11 protein-coding genes and 1 tRNA gene are annotated in these 16,591 nt (G+C 59.4%); 2 read left to right on the top strand and 10 right to left on the bottom strand.

What is annotated here, in order from left to right; translation table 11 throughout:
- The 6 genes from ACXAH8_RS22840 to ACXAH8_RS22865 form a co-directional block, all read right to left on the bottom strand.
- Entirely contained in the window at window positions 1-2,004 is a 2,004-nt protein-coding gene (locus ACXAH8_RS22840; protein ID WP_475220816.1) for a hydantoinase/oxoprolinase N-terminal domain-containing protein, read from the bottom strand.
- A gap of 71 nt (window positions 2,005-2,075) precedes the next feature.
- A complete protein-coding gene (gene queG / locus ACXAH8_RS22845; RefSeq protein WP_475220806.1) occupies window positions 2,076-3,113 on the bottom strand; it encodes a tRNA epoxyqueuosine(34) reductase QueG in 1,038 nt (345 codons plus the stop codon).
- A gap of 75 nt (window positions 3,114-3,188) precedes the next feature.
- Complete coding sequence (gene fzlA / locus ACXAH8_RS22850) at window positions 3,189-3,854, bottom strand: FtsZ-binding protein FzlA (protein WP_170380156.1); 666 nt, start codon at window positions 3,852-3,854, stop codon at window positions 3,189-3,191.
- Between the two features lie 58 nt (window positions 3,855-3,912).
- Window positions 3,913-4,653 carry a monofunctional biosynthetic peptidoglycan transglycosylase gene (gene mtgA / locus ACXAH8_RS22855; RefSeq protein ID WP_475220808.1) on the bottom strand — a complete coding sequence of 247 codons (741 nt, stop codon included), beginning with the start codon at window positions 4,651-4,653 and terminating at the stop codon, window positions 3,913-3,915.
- Window positions 4,654-4,804: 151 nt separating this feature from the next.
- Window positions 4,805-9,337 (bottom strand): glutamate synthase large subunit, encoded by a 4,533-nt coding sequence (gene gltB, locus ACXAH8_RS22860; RefSeq protein WP_475220810.1) that lies wholly within the window; start codon window positions 9,335-9,337, stop codon window positions 4,805-4,807.
- A 122-nt stretch (window positions 9,338-9,459) separates the two neighbouring features.
- On the bottom strand, window positions 9,460-10,893 hold the full coding sequence (locus ACXAH8_RS22865; protein ID WP_170689612.1) for an NAD(P)-dependent oxidoreductase: 1,434 nt from the start codon (window positions 10,891-10,893) through the stop codon (window positions 9,460-9,462).
- Window positions 10,894-11,121: 228 nt separating this feature from the next.
- Between ACXAH8_RS22865 and ACXAH8_RS22870 the strand changes: the two genes are divergently transcribed.
- Window positions 11,122-11,925 carry an undecaprenyl-diphosphate phosphatase gene (locus ACXAH8_RS22870; RefSeq protein WP_475220811.1) on the top strand — a complete coding sequence of 268 codons (804 nt, stop codon included), beginning with the start codon at window positions 11,122-11,124 and terminating at the stop codon, window positions 11,923-11,925.
- Here ACXAH8_RS22870 and ACXAH8_RS22875 read toward each other — a convergent pair whose 3' ends face one another.
- Window positions 11,926-12,909, bottom strand: a complete 984-nt coding sequence (locus tag ACXAH8_RS22875; RefSeq protein WP_475220812.1) for a complex I NDUFA9 subunit family protein — start codon at window positions 12,907-12,909, stop codon at window positions 11,926-11,928. It lies immediately after the preceding gene.
- Window positions 12,910-13,111: 202 nt separating this feature from the next.
- Here ACXAH8_RS22875 and ACXAH8_RS22880 point away from each other — a divergent pair.
- A tRNA-Leu gene (locus ACXAH8_RS22880) sits at window positions 13,112-13,198 on the top strand.
- A 170-nt stretch (window positions 13,199-13,368) separates the two neighbouring features.
- Here ACXAH8_RS22880 and ACXAH8_RS22885 read toward each other — a convergent pair.
- From ACXAH8_RS22885 to ACXAH8_RS22895, 3 genes are all read right to left on the bottom strand, one after another.
- Window positions 13,369-13,785: a hypothetical protein gene (locus ACXAH8_RS22885; RefSeq protein WP_475220813.1), complete on the bottom strand. Its 417-nt coding sequence runs from the start codon at window positions 13,783-13,785 to the stop codon at window positions 13,369-13,371.
- 187 nt (window positions 13,786-13,972) lie between these two features.
- Entirely contained in the window at window positions 13,973-15,454 is a 1,482-nt protein-coding gene (locus ACXAH8_RS22890) for a heme biosynthesis HemY N-terminal domain-containing protein (RefSeq protein ID WP_475220814.1), read from the bottom strand.
- A gap of 10 nt (window positions 15,455-15,464) precedes the next feature.
- The coding region (locus ACXAH8_RS22895) for a COG4223 family protein (protein WP_475220815.1) at window positions 15,465-16,591 on the bottom strand (1,127 nt) is incomplete at its 5' end.

Genomic DNA, 16,591 nt, shown 5'->3' on the forward strand with positions numbered 1-16,591 from the left:
TTAACCCGTGGCGACCCGAGGTCGTCCGCTGGCCTCTACGGTCAACATTGCCTCGACAAACACCTCACGCTCTTCCACGCGGGCGGTTCGAATATCGCGGTCGACAACCACCCGGATATCTTCGGCACCCGCCTCGCGCACGGCACCTTCCGCCTCATCTCGCAGGATCTCTTCCAGCAGCGCCAAAGCCTCATCCGAGGCGTTGAAGTCCCTCGGGCCGTCCTCCAGATGAACGCGATACTGCCCTTCGGCAGGCGACGTGATCGTCCCTGATCGCCGCAATGTCAGCCGTCCAACCACCGCCCCGATAGCATTGGCCACTCCAGCATGTTCCGGCAGAACCATTTTGCAACGGAGCCGCTCCCCAACCGCCGGATAGTAGCTGGGGGCCGAGGCACCCAGACCCACCACATCCACATTCAACGCCGCATCCAGCGCCAGCAATCCTCGGTGCTGCGCCAATCCGCGTTGGGTCAGAACATGCCGGGCAAGCTCCTTCGGGGGTAGACCGAAATCGTCTACTTCTTCGGCAAAAGCAGTCTCTAACAACGTTAAACTGGTCTGCTCGGTCAGTTGGTCGATGATCATCTGCGCCAATTGTTCTGGTGTCGCCGCCAGCATGTCACCCGACCCAACCCGTTTGCGCGCCACCAGTTCCAGCGCCTTGCGTGCGGCATCTGCGTCCCATGCCTCGACCCGACCCAGAACATGGCTGGCGTCAGATGCCGTGATCCCCGAAACCTGAACGATTCCGCGATCCACCAGCCGGGTCAGCGCGCCATTCTCCATCCGCGTCCGCAATAGTCCACTGAGAGGCAGGACCTGATCACCCAGCCGGTCCAGCAACGCCTCTTCCCGCACGCCGATCCCATCGGCATGCAACCCCGGAACGCGGCGAGCAAACCGTGTGTCATGCTCGCCCACCGTGGTTGAGCGCAGCTGCTCGTCCAGCATCGCGTGTACCACTTCGGGCGCCTCGGACGCGACCAGTGAAACCGGCAGCACCCGTCGCGGCCCAAGGAAAACGCCGCCCTTCAAGCCTTCGGTCATGACATGAACCTGGCTGTCGCCGCCCAACCCGTTGGTCCGCATCGCGACGGCCTCAACCATTGTGCGGAACCCACCGACCTGCGCGCCCGCCGGATCAATCGCGGGCTTCCCATCGCGGATCAGCGCCACATCGGTCGTCGTACCGCCGATATCCGAAACCAGAGCGTTCTCGGCCCCCGTCAGCCACCGCGCCCCGACGATCGAGGCGGCAGGACCACTCAGAATCGTTTCGATCGGCCGCTCCCGCGCCTGTTCCGCGCTCATCAACGCGCCATCCCCGCGCACGACCATCATCGGAGCGGTAATGTCCAAAGCCAGCAACTGATCCTGCGCCCGCCCGATCAGCCGATCAATCATCCCGATCAACCGCGCATTCAAAACGGCTGTGACGGCGCGCTTTGGCCCGTTCAACTTGGCGGACAATTGGTGCGAGCAGGTCACCGGCGCCCCGGTCTTTTCGGTTATGATCCGCGCCGCTTCCAGCTCATGTGCCGGGTTGCGAGTTGCGAACTGCGCCGCGACGGCAAAGCCAGAAACCCCTTTATGAGTGTCTAAAAACGCCTCCAAGGCTTCAACATCCAGCTTTGCGACCTCACCACCCGCATGGCTGTGTCCACCTGCCACGACAAGCGCCGGATCGCCTTTCAAAGCATCCCTCAGACCATGCTTCTCAAGATCGCTTTCCTTGAACCCGATATAGATCAAGGCCACGCGACCGCCCTGCCCCTCGACCAGAGCATTGGTGGCCAGCGTCGTGGACAGAGACGCCATCGAGATCTGATCCGGCGTCACCTGCGCCTCGTCCAAAACGGCCGAGATCGCCTTACCTACCCCAATCGCCAGGTCCGCCCGAGTGGTCAGGGACTTGGCCGAGGCGATCACCTCACGCTCATCCCGGATCAACACCGCATCGGTATAGGTCCCGCCCGTATCTACCCCCAAAGCCAGCGCCATCGGGTCCTCCATCTGTTCGCTGCAGATGGGTGTAGCGGTTTGGACCGACACGTCCAGCCTATTTGCGGCATTTAACCTAGCTGTTCCACCGCCCAGCGCGCGGCATCGGCCACAGTCGGATCGGGATCATCCGCCAAGCCCTGCGCCACAGCCCGCAATTCGGCCCGACCCGAGTTGCCAATGGCATAGAGAACATTGCGTACGAACCGGTCTCGCCCGATCCGCTTGATCGGAGAGCCCGAGAATTTTGCCCGAAACGCGGCATCATCCAACACCGCCAGATGAGCCAGGGCCGGAGCCTTCAGATCCTCCCGCGCCGCATATCGAATGTCGCTGGCCGCCACTGCAAACTTGTTCCAAGGGCACGCAGCCAAACAATCATCGCAGCCGTAAATCCGATTGCCCATCTTGCCACGCAGTTCTTCCTCAACCGGGCCTTTGTGCTCAATCGTCAGGTAGGAGATACACCGGCGCGCATCCAGTTGATACGGGGCGGGAAAGGCATCTGTCGGACAACTGTCCAAACAGGCACGGCACGACCCACAATGGTCAACTTCCGCCATATCCGCCGGGAGGTCCAAAGTTGTAAAAACAGAGCCTATAAAGCACCAATTGCCCCATTCTCGGCTGACCAGATTGGTATGCTTACCCTGCCACCCTAACCCGGCTGCATGGCCTAAGGCCTTCTCGGGAACCGGAGCCGTGTCGACGAACACCTTCACCTCACCACCCGACTCAGAAATCAACCAACGGGCCAACCGTTTCAGCCGCTTCTTGACCAGATCGTGGTAGTCCTTGTTCTGCGCATAGACTGAAATCGCCCCGCGCTCAGGATAGGCCAAAACCTCGGTTGGATCATGCTCGGGCGTGTAGCTTTCGGCCAGCATGATCACCGATCGCGCCTCGGGCCAAAGGGCCGCCGGATCCCCACGCCAATGCGTGCGTTCCGCCATCCAACCCATCTGCCCGTGATACCCGGCCTCCAAAAAGGCCTCCAACTGCGCAGGCACCTTTGGCACGTCCCATGGGCGACACACCCGGCACGAGACAAACCCCTCGGCCAAAGCCTGCGCCACCAGTTTGTCCTTTAAACCCGATCCGCTCTTCATCTGGCTAAAAATATCCTCGGGGGGAATCGCGCCTCTGGCGTGATGGGGGGCAGACAGCCCCCCTTTGCCACCCTATCAGAAATCCAGATCAGCGTAATGGGGCGGAGGCCGAAATCCCGGCACCTGATCCGCCAGAATCGACCGGAACGCCGGCCGTGATTTGATCTTGGCGTACCAATCCTTCACCGCCGCGCTGCGATTCCAATCCACATCCGAGATGTAGTCTAGCGCCGACAAATGCGCCGCCGCCGCGAAGTCCGCCAGCGTCATCTGATCCCCGGCCAACCAGCGACGATGATCCAGCAACCACGCCATGTAGTCCAAGTGATACTTGATCGCCCGCGCGCCTTCCTTGACGTTCTTGCTGTCCGGATAGCCCTGCCCGGTCATCTTCTTGTTGACCCGCTCATACAGAAGTTTCGAGGTCACCTCGTGATGAAACTTGTCATCGAACCAGCCCACCAAGCGCCGCACCTCATACCGCGCTTCGGCGGTCTTGGGCATCAAGGGCGGTTCTGGGCGCGTGTCCTCGATATACTCACAAATCGCCGCACTCTCGGACATGATCTGCCCGTCCAACCGCAAAACCGGCACTTTGCCAGCCGGGTTTCGACGCAGGAAATCCGGATCTTGTTCCCAATACCGCTCTTCGACCAGCTCAACTTCGATCTTCTTCTCGGCCAGAGACAGCCGAACCTTGCGACAGTAGGGAGAGAGGGGAACGTGAAACAAACGCGCCATGGACTTCCAATCAAAGCAATGAGTACCCCTCAGCTTTAGCCTTGGCAGGGCGTGGGATTCAATCCTCGAAACAATCCGCGCGACCATCTGCGCGGATGGTAGCCGCCCCTTGCAGGATGGCCGCCGCCCGCCTGCGGGTGAAAACCGACGGGTCCGTCACCGAGCGCTTCCGGGGCGAGGGCAGGATCGCCGCAAGCCGCGCCGCCTGCGTCGGGGTCAGTTGCGCCGCGCTGACACCAAAGTTCCGCTGCGCCGCAGCCTCAACGCCAAACAAGCCCGTCCCGGTTTCCGCGACGTTCAGATAGACCTCAAGAATGCGCTGCTTGCTCCAGAAAATCTCGACCACTGGCGTGATCGTGGTTTCCATCGCCTTGCGCACCCAGCTGCGCCCCTGCCACAGAAAGACATTCTTCACCACTTGTTGCGTGATGGTCGAGGCCCCTCGTGTCCCGCCCCCCTCCAAAGCGTCACGAATGGCTTCGACGTCAAAACCCCAGTGTAAACAGAAATTCGCATCCTCAGCCGCCACGACCGAACGCGCCATGATTGGAGCGATCTCATCCATCGGCACCCACTCGCGCTCAACCTTTCCTAGGCGGCGCCATTCGGACCAGATCGTATGCGTGATCGGAGGGTTCACAACCGAATACAGCAGCACCAAAGCCACCAGAAACGCTGCAACGCCCAGCGCGGAATAGACCATCCATCGCCGGATACGGGACCAGAGCGACCGTGTCTTTTGCCCCTTACCTGCCTTACTTTTTCTGCCGCTTTTCTTGCGGGCTGCTTTCTTTGCCATGGTTTTGCTATACGCCGCCGCGCCGGTCTTGGGAACGGCGGAATTCCTGTTCGGCGGATTGGGCCACGCGACTGTGTCCGCCGCGAAATACAAAAAGACCCATGCTCCACCTCAGAAACGCGGGTCCTTCTTATTTATCTCTGCACCCGACTTATTCGGCCGGAACAGCAGCCACTTCGTTTGTCAGAGGATGGCTGAGCTTGTTCAGCATCTCTTTCGGGCAGACCTGCAGGAAGTTCGCCTTTTCCACATCCCAATGTTGCAGAATGTCCGAGGCCTTCCGGCTGAAGGTTTCCGCCGCGTGACGCTCGATCAGGGATTTCAACTGATCTTCCCAATGATCGACAGTCACCGGGCAGGTCACCAGCGTTTCCATGTTCATCAACGCCTGCGCCTTGCCCTCAGGATCATACAGATAAGCCATGCCGCCGGTCATACCTGCGCCAAAGTTGGCCCCGATATCACCCAGAATCACCGCGACACCGCCGGTCATGTATTCACACCCGTTCGAGCCACAACCCTCGATCACCACTTTGGCGCCCGAGTTCCGCACCGCAAACCGCTCACCTGCGCGACCAGCGGCAAACAGCTGCCCGTCAGTTGCGCCGTAGAGAACGGTGTTGCCGATGATCGTGTTGTCATCTGCCTTCAGCGGGCTGACCTGCGGTGGGCGGACAACAATCATCCCCCCTGACAGACCTTTGCCGACATAGTCGTTGGCATCGCCCGACACTTCCAGCTTGAGCCCCGGAGCCGCAAAGGCCCCCAGCGACTGACCGGCCGAGCCTTGCAGCTTTACATGCAGGTGGTCGTCCTGGAACGTGTTCCGCATGCCGAAGTTCTGAACGATATGGCTGGAGACGCGTGTACCCACGGTCCGGTGCGTATTCTGGATCGCGTAAGACAGCTGCATCTTTTCACCGTCTTTCAGGAACCGCGCCGCGTCGCGCACGATCTCGGCGTCCAGAGTATCCGGCACCGCGTTGCGGTCCTTGCGGCGGTCATAGACGATGTCATGCGCGCCATCGACAGTGATCAGTAGCGGGTTCAGGTCCAGATCGTCCAGATGGGCCGAGCCACGGCTGACCTGATCCAGCAGATCGGCCCGTCCGATGATCTCGTCAATCGAGCGCGCGCCAAGGCTGGCCAGCAGCTCGCGCACTTCCTGAGCATAGAAGGTGATCAGATTGACGACTTTATCCGCGTTGCCGGTAAACTTGGCGCGCAGGATCTCGTCCTGTGTACAGACGCCGACCGGGCAGGTGTTCGACTGGCACTGACGCACCATGATACAGCCCATCGCGATTAGGGCTGCGGTGCCGATACCGTATTCCTCAGCCCCCATCATCGCTGCCATGACGATGTCGCGACCAGTCCGCAGGCCACCATCGGTCCGCAGGGTCACCCGATCGCGCAGGTTGTTCATCGCCAGAACCTGATGCGCCTCGGTCAGGCCCATCTCCCACGGAAGACCGGCATATTTGATCGAGGTCGCAGGCGATGCGCCCGTGCCGCCATTGTGGCCCGAAATCAGGATGATATCCGCTTTCGCCTTAGCCACACCGGCAGCAATTGTACCCACGCCCGAAGACGCCACCAGTTTCACCGTCACTTTACAACGCGGGTTGATCTGTTTCAGGTCATAGATCAGCTGCGCCAGATCCTCGATCGAGTAGATGTCGTGGTGCGGCGGCGGCGAAATCAGCGTCACGCCTTTGGTCGAGTGACGCAGACGCGCGATCAGGTCGGTGACCTTCATGCCCGGCAGCTGACCACCCTCACCCGGTTTCGCACCCTGGGCGACTTTGATTTCCAACTCTTCACACTGGTTCAGATACTCTGCGGTCACACCGAACCGGCCCGAGGCCACCTGTTTGATCTTGGCCGACGGGTTGTCACCATTCGGCTCGGGCACGAAATGCGCGGGATCTTCACCGCCTTCACCCGAGTCAGACTTTGCGCCAATCCGGTTCATCGCCACGTTCAACGTCTTATGCGCCTCGGGCGACAATGCGCCCAGCGACATGCCCGGCGTAACAAAACGTTTCCGGATCGAGGTGATCGATTCGACCTCTTCGATCGGCACTGGCTTGCCCAGCGGTTTGAAATCCATCAGATCACGCAGATGGATCGGCGGGTTCGACTGCATCTTGGCTGAATACTGCTTCCACAGCTCGTAGGACGCCTTGTTGCACGCCATCTGCATCATGTGCATTGAGGTCGCTTCCCACGCATGGGTCTCGCCCGACTGCCGGGCTTTGTAGAACCCGCCGATGGGCAACACGTCTAAGCCGTTGTCCCATGCCTTGGCATGGATTTCCTCGACCTTGGCCTGAATACCGGTGACACCGATACCAGAAATCCGGCTAGTCATGCCGGGGAAGTATTCGGCTACCATGGCACGGCTAAGGCCAACAGCCTCAAAGTTCAGACCGCCGCGATAGGATGAGATCACCGAGATGCCCATCTTGGCCATGATCTTCAGCAGACCTTGGTCGATGGCCTCTCGATAGCGCGCGACGTTTTCCGTCAGCGTGCCTTCCAGCAGACCACGGTCAATCCGATCGGCCAGCGAATCCTCGGCCAGATAGGCGTTCACCACGGTCGCACCACAGCCGATCAGAACCGCAAAGTAGTGCGGATCAACACATTCAGCCGAGCGCACGTTCAGCGAGCAGAAGGTCCGAAGCCCTTGCCGTGTCAGATGCGAGTGCACCGCGCTGGTCGCCAGGATCATCGGCATGGCCACACGGCCCTCGCCCGAGTTCATGTCGGACAGCACCAGATGCCCCGCGCCCGAGCGCACAGCCTCCTCTGCTTCGGCTCTAACACGGGCCAAAGCGGCGCTCAGCGCGCCACGACCAGGCTCAAAGCTACAGTCGATTTCTGCCAGAGGAGAGCCAAAGGTCTCAACCAGTTTGTCCCACTGTGCGTTGCCAACAAAGGGGCTGCCCAGCACCACGATTTCGGTTTGGCTGCTGTCTTCGTCCAGCACGTTTTTCAGGTTACCGAACCGTGTTTTCAGCGACATCACGCGGTATTCCCGCAGGCTGTCAATGGGCGGGTTTGTCACCTGGCTAAAGTTCTGACGGAAGAAATGGCTCAGCGGGCGGTACTGCTTGGATAGTACAGCCGAGGGCGTGTCATCCCCCATCGAAGCCAGTGACTCCTTACCGTCCTCAGCCATCGGCGCGAGAATCTGCTCCAGCTCTTCGATCGAGTATCCCGCCGCGATCTGACGCTTGCGCAGCTCTTCTCCGCGAAACTTGGCTGTCTCGGTCACGCCGGCCAACGCGTCATCCAGATCGTTGATCTTGTTGACCCACTCACCAAACGGCAGGGCGCGGGCCAATTTGTCCTTGATCTGTTTGTCGCGGTAGAGCTTGCCGCGCTTCATATCCACGGCCAGCATCTGACCCGGACCCAGAGCGCCTTTTTCAGTCACCGAGGCCTCGTCAATCGGCACCATTCCGGCCTCAGAGCCCGCGATGACCAGACCATCGCCCGTCACCACATAGCGCATCGGGCGCAGACCATTTCGGTCGAGACCGGCACAGACCCAGCGGCCATCAGTCATGGCCAGAGCGGCGGGGCCATCCCATGGTTCCATCACCGAGTTGCAGTAGGAATACATATCGCGCCACGCCTGCGGCAGCTCAACTGCCTGCTTGGACCAGCTTTCCGGAACCAGCATGGTTTTCGCCATGGGCGCCGAGCGGCCTGCGCGCACCAGAACCTCAAAAACCGAGTCTAATGCGGCCGAATCCGACGATCCACCTGCAATGATCGGCTTGATATCTTCGGCATAGTCACCAAAGGTCGAGGACGCCATGCGGATCTCATGGCTCTTCATCCAGTTGATGTTGCCCTTCAGCGTGTTGATCTCGCCATTGTGCGCCAGCATGCGAAAGGGCTGGGCCAACCACCATTGCGGGAAGGTGTTGGTCGAATAGCGCTGGTGATAGATCGCAAAGGCCGACTCAAAGCGTTCGTCCATCAGGTCGGGGTAGAAAACCGCAACCTGTTCGGCCAGCATCATGCCCTTGTAGATGATCGAGCGGCAGGAGAGCGACGCTAGATAAAGCCCAGAAATCCCAGCAGCTGCAGCCGCTTTTTCGATGCGACGACGGATGACATACAGCTCACGCTCGAACGTCTCTTCGTCAACGCCCTTCGAGTTCGAGATCAGGATTTGCTCGATTTCAGGACGGGTCGCGTTGGCCTTTTCGCCCAGACAGGTGACATCAACCGGCACGTGACGCCAGCCGTAGATGTAATAGCCCATCCGCAGAACTTCAGTTTCCACGATGGTCCTGCATTGCTCCTGCGCGCCGAAATCGGTGCGGGGCAGGAAGACCTGACCAACGGCGATCAATTCATCCAGTTTGGGCTCATGGCCGGTTCGGCGGATCTGGTCGTAGAAGAAGGGAACCGGTATCTGAACATGGATTCCCGCGCCGTCACCTGTCTTGCCATCCGCATCGACTGCGCCGCGGTGCCAAATCGCTTTGAGCGCGTCGATCCCCGCATCCACGACCTTTCGCGATGGCTTACCATCAACAGACACCACAAGGCCCACACCGCATGAGGAATGCTCTTCCTCTTCGGAATAAAGACCGTTTTCCGCCATCCACTTGCGCTTGGTTTTCTCGGCGCGCACCCAATCGGCATCAAATTTGGTCATTCGCTGTCTCCTGCTTCCAAGGGGGGCACGGATTGCCGGATCCCTGGTTTGGTCTTTGGCTGGCGTTCTGGATCGAACGCGTATCCCTTCGGGAAGATGTTGAACTTCAACGATGGCGAGGCTTATTCAGCTGCGACCACCGCCTTGGCATTGAACCGCTCGATGATGGCATCGGCGCAGTCACGCCCATCCCGGATCGCCCAGACGACCAGAGAGGCACCGCGCACGATGTCACCAATGGCGTAGACGCCATCCATCTCGGTCTCACCGGTCTGGAATGCCGCTTTGATGGTGCCCCAGCGCGTGACCGGCAGATCGGGCTGACCGAACAGGGTTGGCAAGTCTTCGGGCTCAAAACCCAGCGCCTTGATCACCAGATCGGCGTCCTCGACATAGTCGGCACCTTCGATCACCTCAGGGGCCTGACGGCCCGACGCATCCGGTTGTCCCAGGCGCATCTTCTGCACCATCACGCCGGACACCTTGTCATCACCGACAAAACCTTTTGGCGCGCTGAGCCATTCAAACACCACGCCTTCTTCCTCGGCATTCTGCGTTTCTCGCTGCGAGCCGGGCATGTTGGCACGGTCACGGCGGTACAGACATTTGACCGAGGTCGCGCCCTGTCGGATCGAGGTGCGCACACAGTCCATCGCCGTGTCGCCACCACCGATAACGACAACTTTCTTGCCGTCGGCGTTCAGGCGACCATTGTCGAAATCTTCGACCGCGTCACCAAAGCTTTTGCGGTTCGAGGCGGTCAGGAAGTCGATCGCCTTCTCGATGCCCGTCAATCCGCTGCCCGGCATGGACAGATCACGCGACTTGTAAACGCCGGTTGCGATGATCACGGCGTCATGCTTGGCGCGAATTTCGTCAAATTTGGCGGCGTCCACGTCGCAGTTCAGAACGAACTCCACCCCGCCTTCGGCCAACAGGTCATTGCGGCGCTGGACGATGTCTTTCTCGAGCTTGAAGCCAGGGATACCGTACATCAACAGGCCGCCCGCACGATCATAGCGGTCATAGACTGTGACTTGGATACCGGCACGGCGTAGCATGTCGGCTGCGGCCAGACCACCCGGGCCTCCGCCGATGATGCCGACGCTTTCGCTGCGTTCAGCAGTCGGAACGACAGGCTTTACCCAGCCTTTGTCCCATGCGGTGTCGGTGATGTATTTCTCAATCGTCCCGATGGTGACCGTACCGTGACCCGACTGTTCAATCACACAATTACCCTCACACAAGCGATCCTGAGGGCAGATACGGCCACAGATCTCGGGGAATGTGTTGGTGGCCTGACTGGTCGCGTAGGCCTCTTCCAGACGACCTGTCGCCGTCAGGCGCAGCCAGTCGGGGATGTTGTTGTGCAATGGGCAATGCGACTGGCAATAGGGCACACCACACTGGCTGCAGCGGCTGGCTTGCTCTGCAGCCTTGGCCGATGCGAATTCCGCGTAGATTTCGTCAAAGTCTTCTTTGCGGTCATCGGCGGCACGCTTTTCAGGCATGACGCGGTCAATCTGCACAAATTTCAACATCGGTTGCTTTGCCACGGGTCCGACTCCATGAATTGGCTAGGAAGCATCTCTTTATGAGATCGCCCCGGATATGAAAAGTCATAAATACTGACCTAATTAAGAAAAATCTCGGCTGGCGCGCAAAATATTTGCTTTTTTCTTCTATTTTTATGTCCGATACGGACCTATCTATCATCTTTCCTTTTCGACACCACCAGAATACCCATAAACCCAAAGCAATTTGATGGCAGTGCGGCAGGGTAAATGAGTCTCTTTCACTTGATTCTCGTGGCAATCATTCAGGGGCTTACTGAATTTCTGCCTGTCTCCTCTTCCGGCCATCTGATCTTGCTGCCTAACCTGACCGGGATGCAGGATCAGGGCCAAACCATCGACGTCGCCGTCCATGTGGGCACGCTGGGCGCGGTTGTTTTGTATTTCTGGTCCGACGTCAAACAGGCGATCTGCGGGCTGCCTGCGGCGCTGACGGGGCGCATTGACACAGCACAGGCCCGGCTGGCGCTAGGCTTGATCGTGGCAACGATTCCGACAGTCCTCGCTGGGCTGGTCCTTTACCTGACCGGCATGACCGCGGCACTGCGATCCATCGCCGTCATCGGCTGGACCATGCTGCTGTTTGGGCTGCTGCTCTATTGGATGGACCAGAAAGGCCCCCAGACCAAGATCGCCGCCGATTGGACCCTGCGTGACGCGGCCATCATGGGGCTTTGGCAGGCCATCGCTCTGATTCCCGGCACATCCCGGTCAGGCATCACCATTACCGGGGCACGGCATCTGGGCTATACACGGGAAGAGGGCGCGCGCCTCGCCATGCTGATGTCGATCCCGACCATCATCGCCTCAGGCGTGTTGCTATCCATTGACGTAGCCCACCAAGCCGACGCGCAACTGGCCAAAGACGGAGCGATCGCCGCCCTCTTTGCCTTTGTGTCGGCCCTGCTGGCCCTCAGCCTGATGATGCGCCTGCTGCGCAGTGTCAGCTTCACGCCCTATGTCATCTATCGCGTCATTCTGGGCGCGATCCTGCTGGTGATCGCCTATAGCTGATCAGGTCCGCAGGTTCTTGGCTGAGTTCTGAATGTCGTCATACTGACCTGACGGGCGGAACTTCCACAGGTATTCCGGCAGAACTGCGTCCAGCGTGGTGGGCACAATACCAAGATCCGCAAAGCCTTTGGCGCTGTCACCGACCACATTGTCCTGTCGAAGGTTCTTGAGCTGATCCCGCGTCAGGATCGGATTCGAGAACAGCTGGAAGCTGACGAATTTCAGAATATCCAACACGCCGGCCATGATCTTGGCGGCAAAAAACGGCACGCCCAGAATCACCCGGCGCCGATGAATGACGTCCAGCATTTGCTGCATCAAAGCCCGGAAGGTCTTCACCTCAGGACCGCCCAGCTCATAAATGCCCGAGGCCGCTTGCCCCAAGACACTCTGCTCGGCCGCTTGTGCCACATCATCCACATAGACCGGCTGAAACCGTGTCTCAGCCCCGACCAGAGGCAGAAACGGCCCGAAGCGCGTCATCGAGGCGAACCGGTTGAAGAACTGATCCTCGGTCCCAAAAATGATCGAGGGGCGCAGGATCACCGCGCCGCGCATATGGGCCAGAACTCCGGCCTCACCCGCGGCTTTGGTGCGGGAATAAGCGCTGGCCGACTCGGCATCTGCACCAATGGCCGAGATATGAACCATCCGCTCCACGCCATTCTCGGATGCAAGACGCGCGATGCGTTCGGCCCCTTCGGCCTGCACTGCATCAAACCCGTTCTTGCCCAGTTCGTTCAGAACACCCACGCAATTCACAACCGCATCCGCGCCCTGCATGGCCAACTGCACCGAGGCGTCATCCCGGATGTTGCAAAACACTGGCTCGACCTGACCCACAACGCCATAGGGTTTCACGAACATGGCCTCATTCGGGCGTCGCACGGCGACTCGGACACGCCATCCCTTGGCCGCCATACGGCGCGCGATGTAACGCCCGACAAACCCTGACCCTCCGTAGATCGTGACCAGTTTCGACATTCGATGGCTCCTGCTGCGTGGCTCTGACGTAGAAGTAGCGCCCGAACCCCTTTGAAACAAGGCATCAAATCGCCGCGTGTCCTGCGAAGAAACCCACTGTGAAAAGGGGCCGAGCGGCGTGGTTCAAAAAACTTTCAAAAAATCTGTCCGAATCTGGTTGACCCTCCTCGCCGCTGGGCTTAAACGCCCCCTCACGACACCTGCCCAGGTGGCGGAATTGGTAGACGCGCTAGCTTCAGGTGCTAGTGTCCGTATGGACGTGGAGGTTCGAGTCCTCTCCTGGGCACCAAATCCCCCTAAATTGCATTAATTACTCGCATTTGTGGCGGGAAGATAGCCCGTGTGCTTGGGGAATTCAGTCTCACATTCCAATCACTCGAACAGCATTTCATGCCATGAGCGTTGATGTCAGGGCCTCGCACAGCACTTCTCTGTGCAGGCCCGGCCTATGTCCCAGATTTATTTGGCTTTCTTTTCAAGGTTTTGCCAGAATTTCAGCTTTTCGTCGAAGGTCTTTTCCATCTGCTTCGGCTTCGCTTTCGGGACGGCCTGTTGCACCACATGCGTTGCCTCGTGACCGATCAATTTCTTGGCCGCCGATGCAGTCTTGGCAGCTTTCGAAACCTGAACCAGAAGGTCTTTGTTGGCCTTTTCGTCCATACATTTTTTCTTCTTGGCAGTCGAAATGGCCTTCTGCGCAGCCTTGCCTTGCTTCATCGCCACTGCAATCGCTTTTTTCAACGGTGCCAGTGTTTTCTTCGCGACAGGAGACGCCTTTTCCGCCTGGTCGATGATTTTGGATTGCTGGACAATCGACGCCGCAAGTTTGTCCGCTTCTTTCTCAAATTTATCCAGGCCTTTTTCATCAATTTTCATTTGGTTTCTCCTCAATCTAAAACGCTTGGTCGATTCATCGAGAGAATGCGGCAAATGCTACCGGTAAGTCAGTGAAACCCGTCACACTGGCGTTAAACATACCAAAGCAGCGCCCCTTGGGGGCGGAGCCAAACAATTTTGTCTATTGCAAGGCCGCTGTGGGCCGGAAAAGATCAGGCCGTTTGGGTCAGGCCTGCTTCTCTGCGGTCTCATCCACCGTGTCGGCGTTCAGCTCGATCACTTCTGCAGGCGCTTCCTGTTCTGGCTCCTCGCTAGGCGAGGTTTGATCTTCCAGCGCGCCCACAATCAACGGCAACATATGCACACCTGTGGCCGTGGCGATCTCGGGCGTCTGAGGCGTTTGCCAGCTGAGCGTATCGAAGCTGCCGCAATTCTGGCAGACCGGACCCCATTCGGGCTGAATGTCATGACAGTTCTCGCAGACCCATTGCGGCCCACGCGGCGCGGTCAAGGCCTTAGCCAGCCAACCCTGAACAACAGCGTCCGAGGCACCTTCGCCGCGCTCGATGGCCGCCATCAACGTGTATCCACGAGCATCGGCCTGTTTTTCGACCACATCGCCCAGCGCGCGACGCGCTTCGGGGAAGTCCTCGGCGACGATGTTCAATTCGGCCAGAATCAGGCGGGTTTCCATGTTCTCAGGGTGGATACGGGTCAGCGCGGTGAACCGCTTGATACGGTCCTGAGCCGACTCGTCCGGCGCAATCTCAGCAAAAGCATGGGCGAGGTCGGGGTGGGGCTGAACCTCCCACGCTTTCTTGAGGATCTTGGTGGCAGGGCGCGGTTTGCCTTTTTCGATATAGGCCCGCGCAGCCATGGCGGCAGCAGGGACGAGATCGGGTGAGAGACGGTTGGCCTCGATGGCTTGTTCCTGTTGCTCGACGCTTGCGCCATCTTCCAGAATGCCCTTGGCCTCGGACAGGGCCAGAACCGCGTCGCGCCGTTTGAACACATCGCGCGGCAGGTATCCGGCTTTCAGCTTCGACGTCAGAGTCGACCGCGCTCCGGCCCAATCATGCGCTTTGGTCTGTAGGTTCAGCAAGACATCTTGCGTTTCCTCATGGCGCGGCTTCAGCGCGAGGGCCTTCTCAGCCAGTTTGCGCGCGGTTTCGTCATCGCCCTCGGCCAGCTTCTGTTTCATGATACCGCGCACACCGACAAAGCGCGTGGCGCTATTGGTCACCAGCTTTTTGTAAGTCTCCGAGGCCTTTTTGGTGTCGCCCGTCATTTCGGCCGCTTGCGCGACCAGCAAGTTGGTAAGTTCCGGTTTGTTCAGCAGTTTCTCGGCCTTAGAGGCCTTGGCCATCGCCATGCGACCCTCGCCCGATGCCAACGCCATGAGACCGTCGGACAGCGCCTCATACCCGCGCCGTTCGCGGCTGCGGTCGAAATGGCGCGACAGGGCAGTTTCATCACCGTTGAGGAATTTCAGCGTCGCGATCAGCAGGCCCAGCAGTTTGAAGAACAACCAAACGCCAAAAACCAGCACGCCCAAAGCGATCACCGATTGCAGCGGCCCCAACGTGTATTCGACCCCGGCGACGGTGATCTGAACCCCGCCGCTGGTTTGCATAAGGAAGTGACCACCCATAGCCAGAAGGCCGATAATCGCAACAAAAACAAGGATCTTAAACAATGACCACAGCATGGCAGGTCCTTCAGTTCGAGTTCAGGTTGGAAGCAAGCGTATCGGCAGCCTCAACCGCCGCGACCCGCGTCTGGGCGGCTTGTTCCCAATCGGCCATTGCGGTCTGCGCCGCCTCTGGCAGGGATTTCAATTCAGTCAGGGCAGAGGCGACATCACCATCGGCCAAGGCCGCCTGAGCACGCGACAGCACGGCATCCGGGCCATCCCCATCCTGAGGCGTCACCGATCGCGCACCGGTCTGGCGTTGCAAAAAGGCGATCACGCCCGTGCCTTTATCCGCATCGCGGGCATCCGCCAAAGCGGTACGCGCCGCCGCAGGGAATGAGGCCCGCAAGGACGAAAGCGTCTCAACCCCTTTGTCCGCAGGCGTCGAGAGCGCATCCGGCACCGTCACACCCCCCGCTTGCAATTCGCCTACAAGATCCGAGTAAGGCTGACCGGCATCCAATTGCCCGTTCAGGCGGGACAGGATGGCGAGGTTGGTCGCGGCTTGCGCTTCGGCCGTTGCTTTCGCCTCAAGCGCTTGCGCATCGGCGACCATCTTTTCGACCTCACCGCGCTGCGCCGCCAGTGAGTCCTGCAGCTTTTTCAGTTCAGCTTCAAACGCAGCGGTTGCTTCGGGAGAGGCGTTAGCGGAGATCGGTGCCTTCTCAAGCTCGATCAGCCGATCAGCCAAAGGCGCGATCTGGCCCGTCAGAGATTCGACACTGGATTTCACGGCGGTCAGATCTGCATCAACCGGGTCCAGTTTTTGCGACAGCGCCTGAACCTGATCCGTCAGGCCCGACACGTCTGGCGCATCCGAGAGTTGCTTCGTCAGCGCTTCGATCTGATCAGATTGTTCCGAGAGCTTCGACTCAAGCGCCGCAATCACGTCCGAGTTATCCGACCCACCAGACGAGATCAGCCCCGTTTGAGCCGCCGCGAAGCCAAGGCCCGCGGCAATCACACCACCTATCAGGGCCGGAACAAATCCGCCGCGTTGTTCCTGGGTCGGTTCAGCGGGTTTCTCATCGGCCTGCATAGGTTCCGACGGCTCGACGGACGCTTCGGCTTCGGCTTCGGCTTCGGCTTCGGCTTCGGCTTCGGCTTCGGCTTCGGCTTCGGCTTCGGCTTCGGCTTCGGCTTCGGCTTCGG

The sequence above is a fragment of the Ruegeria sp. ABV3_008 genome (assembly GCF_056161185.1).

Bases quoted from the DNA above. Each gene is read 5' to 3' on its own strand.
- ACXAH8_RS22840 (WP_475220816.1), bottom strand. From the start codon at position 2,004: ATGGCGCTGGCTTTGGGGGTAGATACGGGCGGGACCTATACCGATGCG.
- queG (WP_475220806.1), bottom strand. From the start codon at position 3,113: ATGAAGAGCGGATCGGGTTTAAAGGACAAACTGGTGGCGCAGGCTTTG.
- fzlA (WP_170380156.1), bottom strand. From the start codon at position 3,854: ATGGCGCGTTTGTTTCACGTTCCCCTCTCTCCCTACTGTCGCAAGGTT.
- mtgA (WP_475220808.1), bottom strand. From the start codon at position 4,653: ATGGCAAAGAAAGCAGCCCGCAAGAAAAGCGGCAGAAAAAGTAAGGCA.
- gltB (WP_475220810.1), bottom strand. From the start codon at position 9,337: ATGACCAAATTTGATGCCGATTGGGTGCGCGCCGAGAAAACCAAGCGC.
- ACXAH8_RS22870 (WP_475220811.1), top strand. From the start codon at position 11,122: ATGAGTCTCTTTCACTTGATTCTCGTGGCAATCATTCAGGGGCTTACT.
- ACXAH8_RS22875 (WP_475220812.1), bottom strand. From the start codon at position 12,909: ATGTCGAAACTGGTCACGATCTACGGAGGGTCAGGGTTTGTCGGGCGT.
- ACXAH8_RS22885 (WP_475220813.1), bottom strand. From the start codon at position 13,785: ATGAAAATTGATGAAAAAGGCCTGGATAAATTTGAGAAAGAAGCGGAC.
- ACXAH8_RS22890 (WP_475220814.1), bottom strand. From the start codon at position 15,454: ATGCTGTGGTCATTGTTTAAGATCCTTGTTTTTGTTGCGATTATCGGC.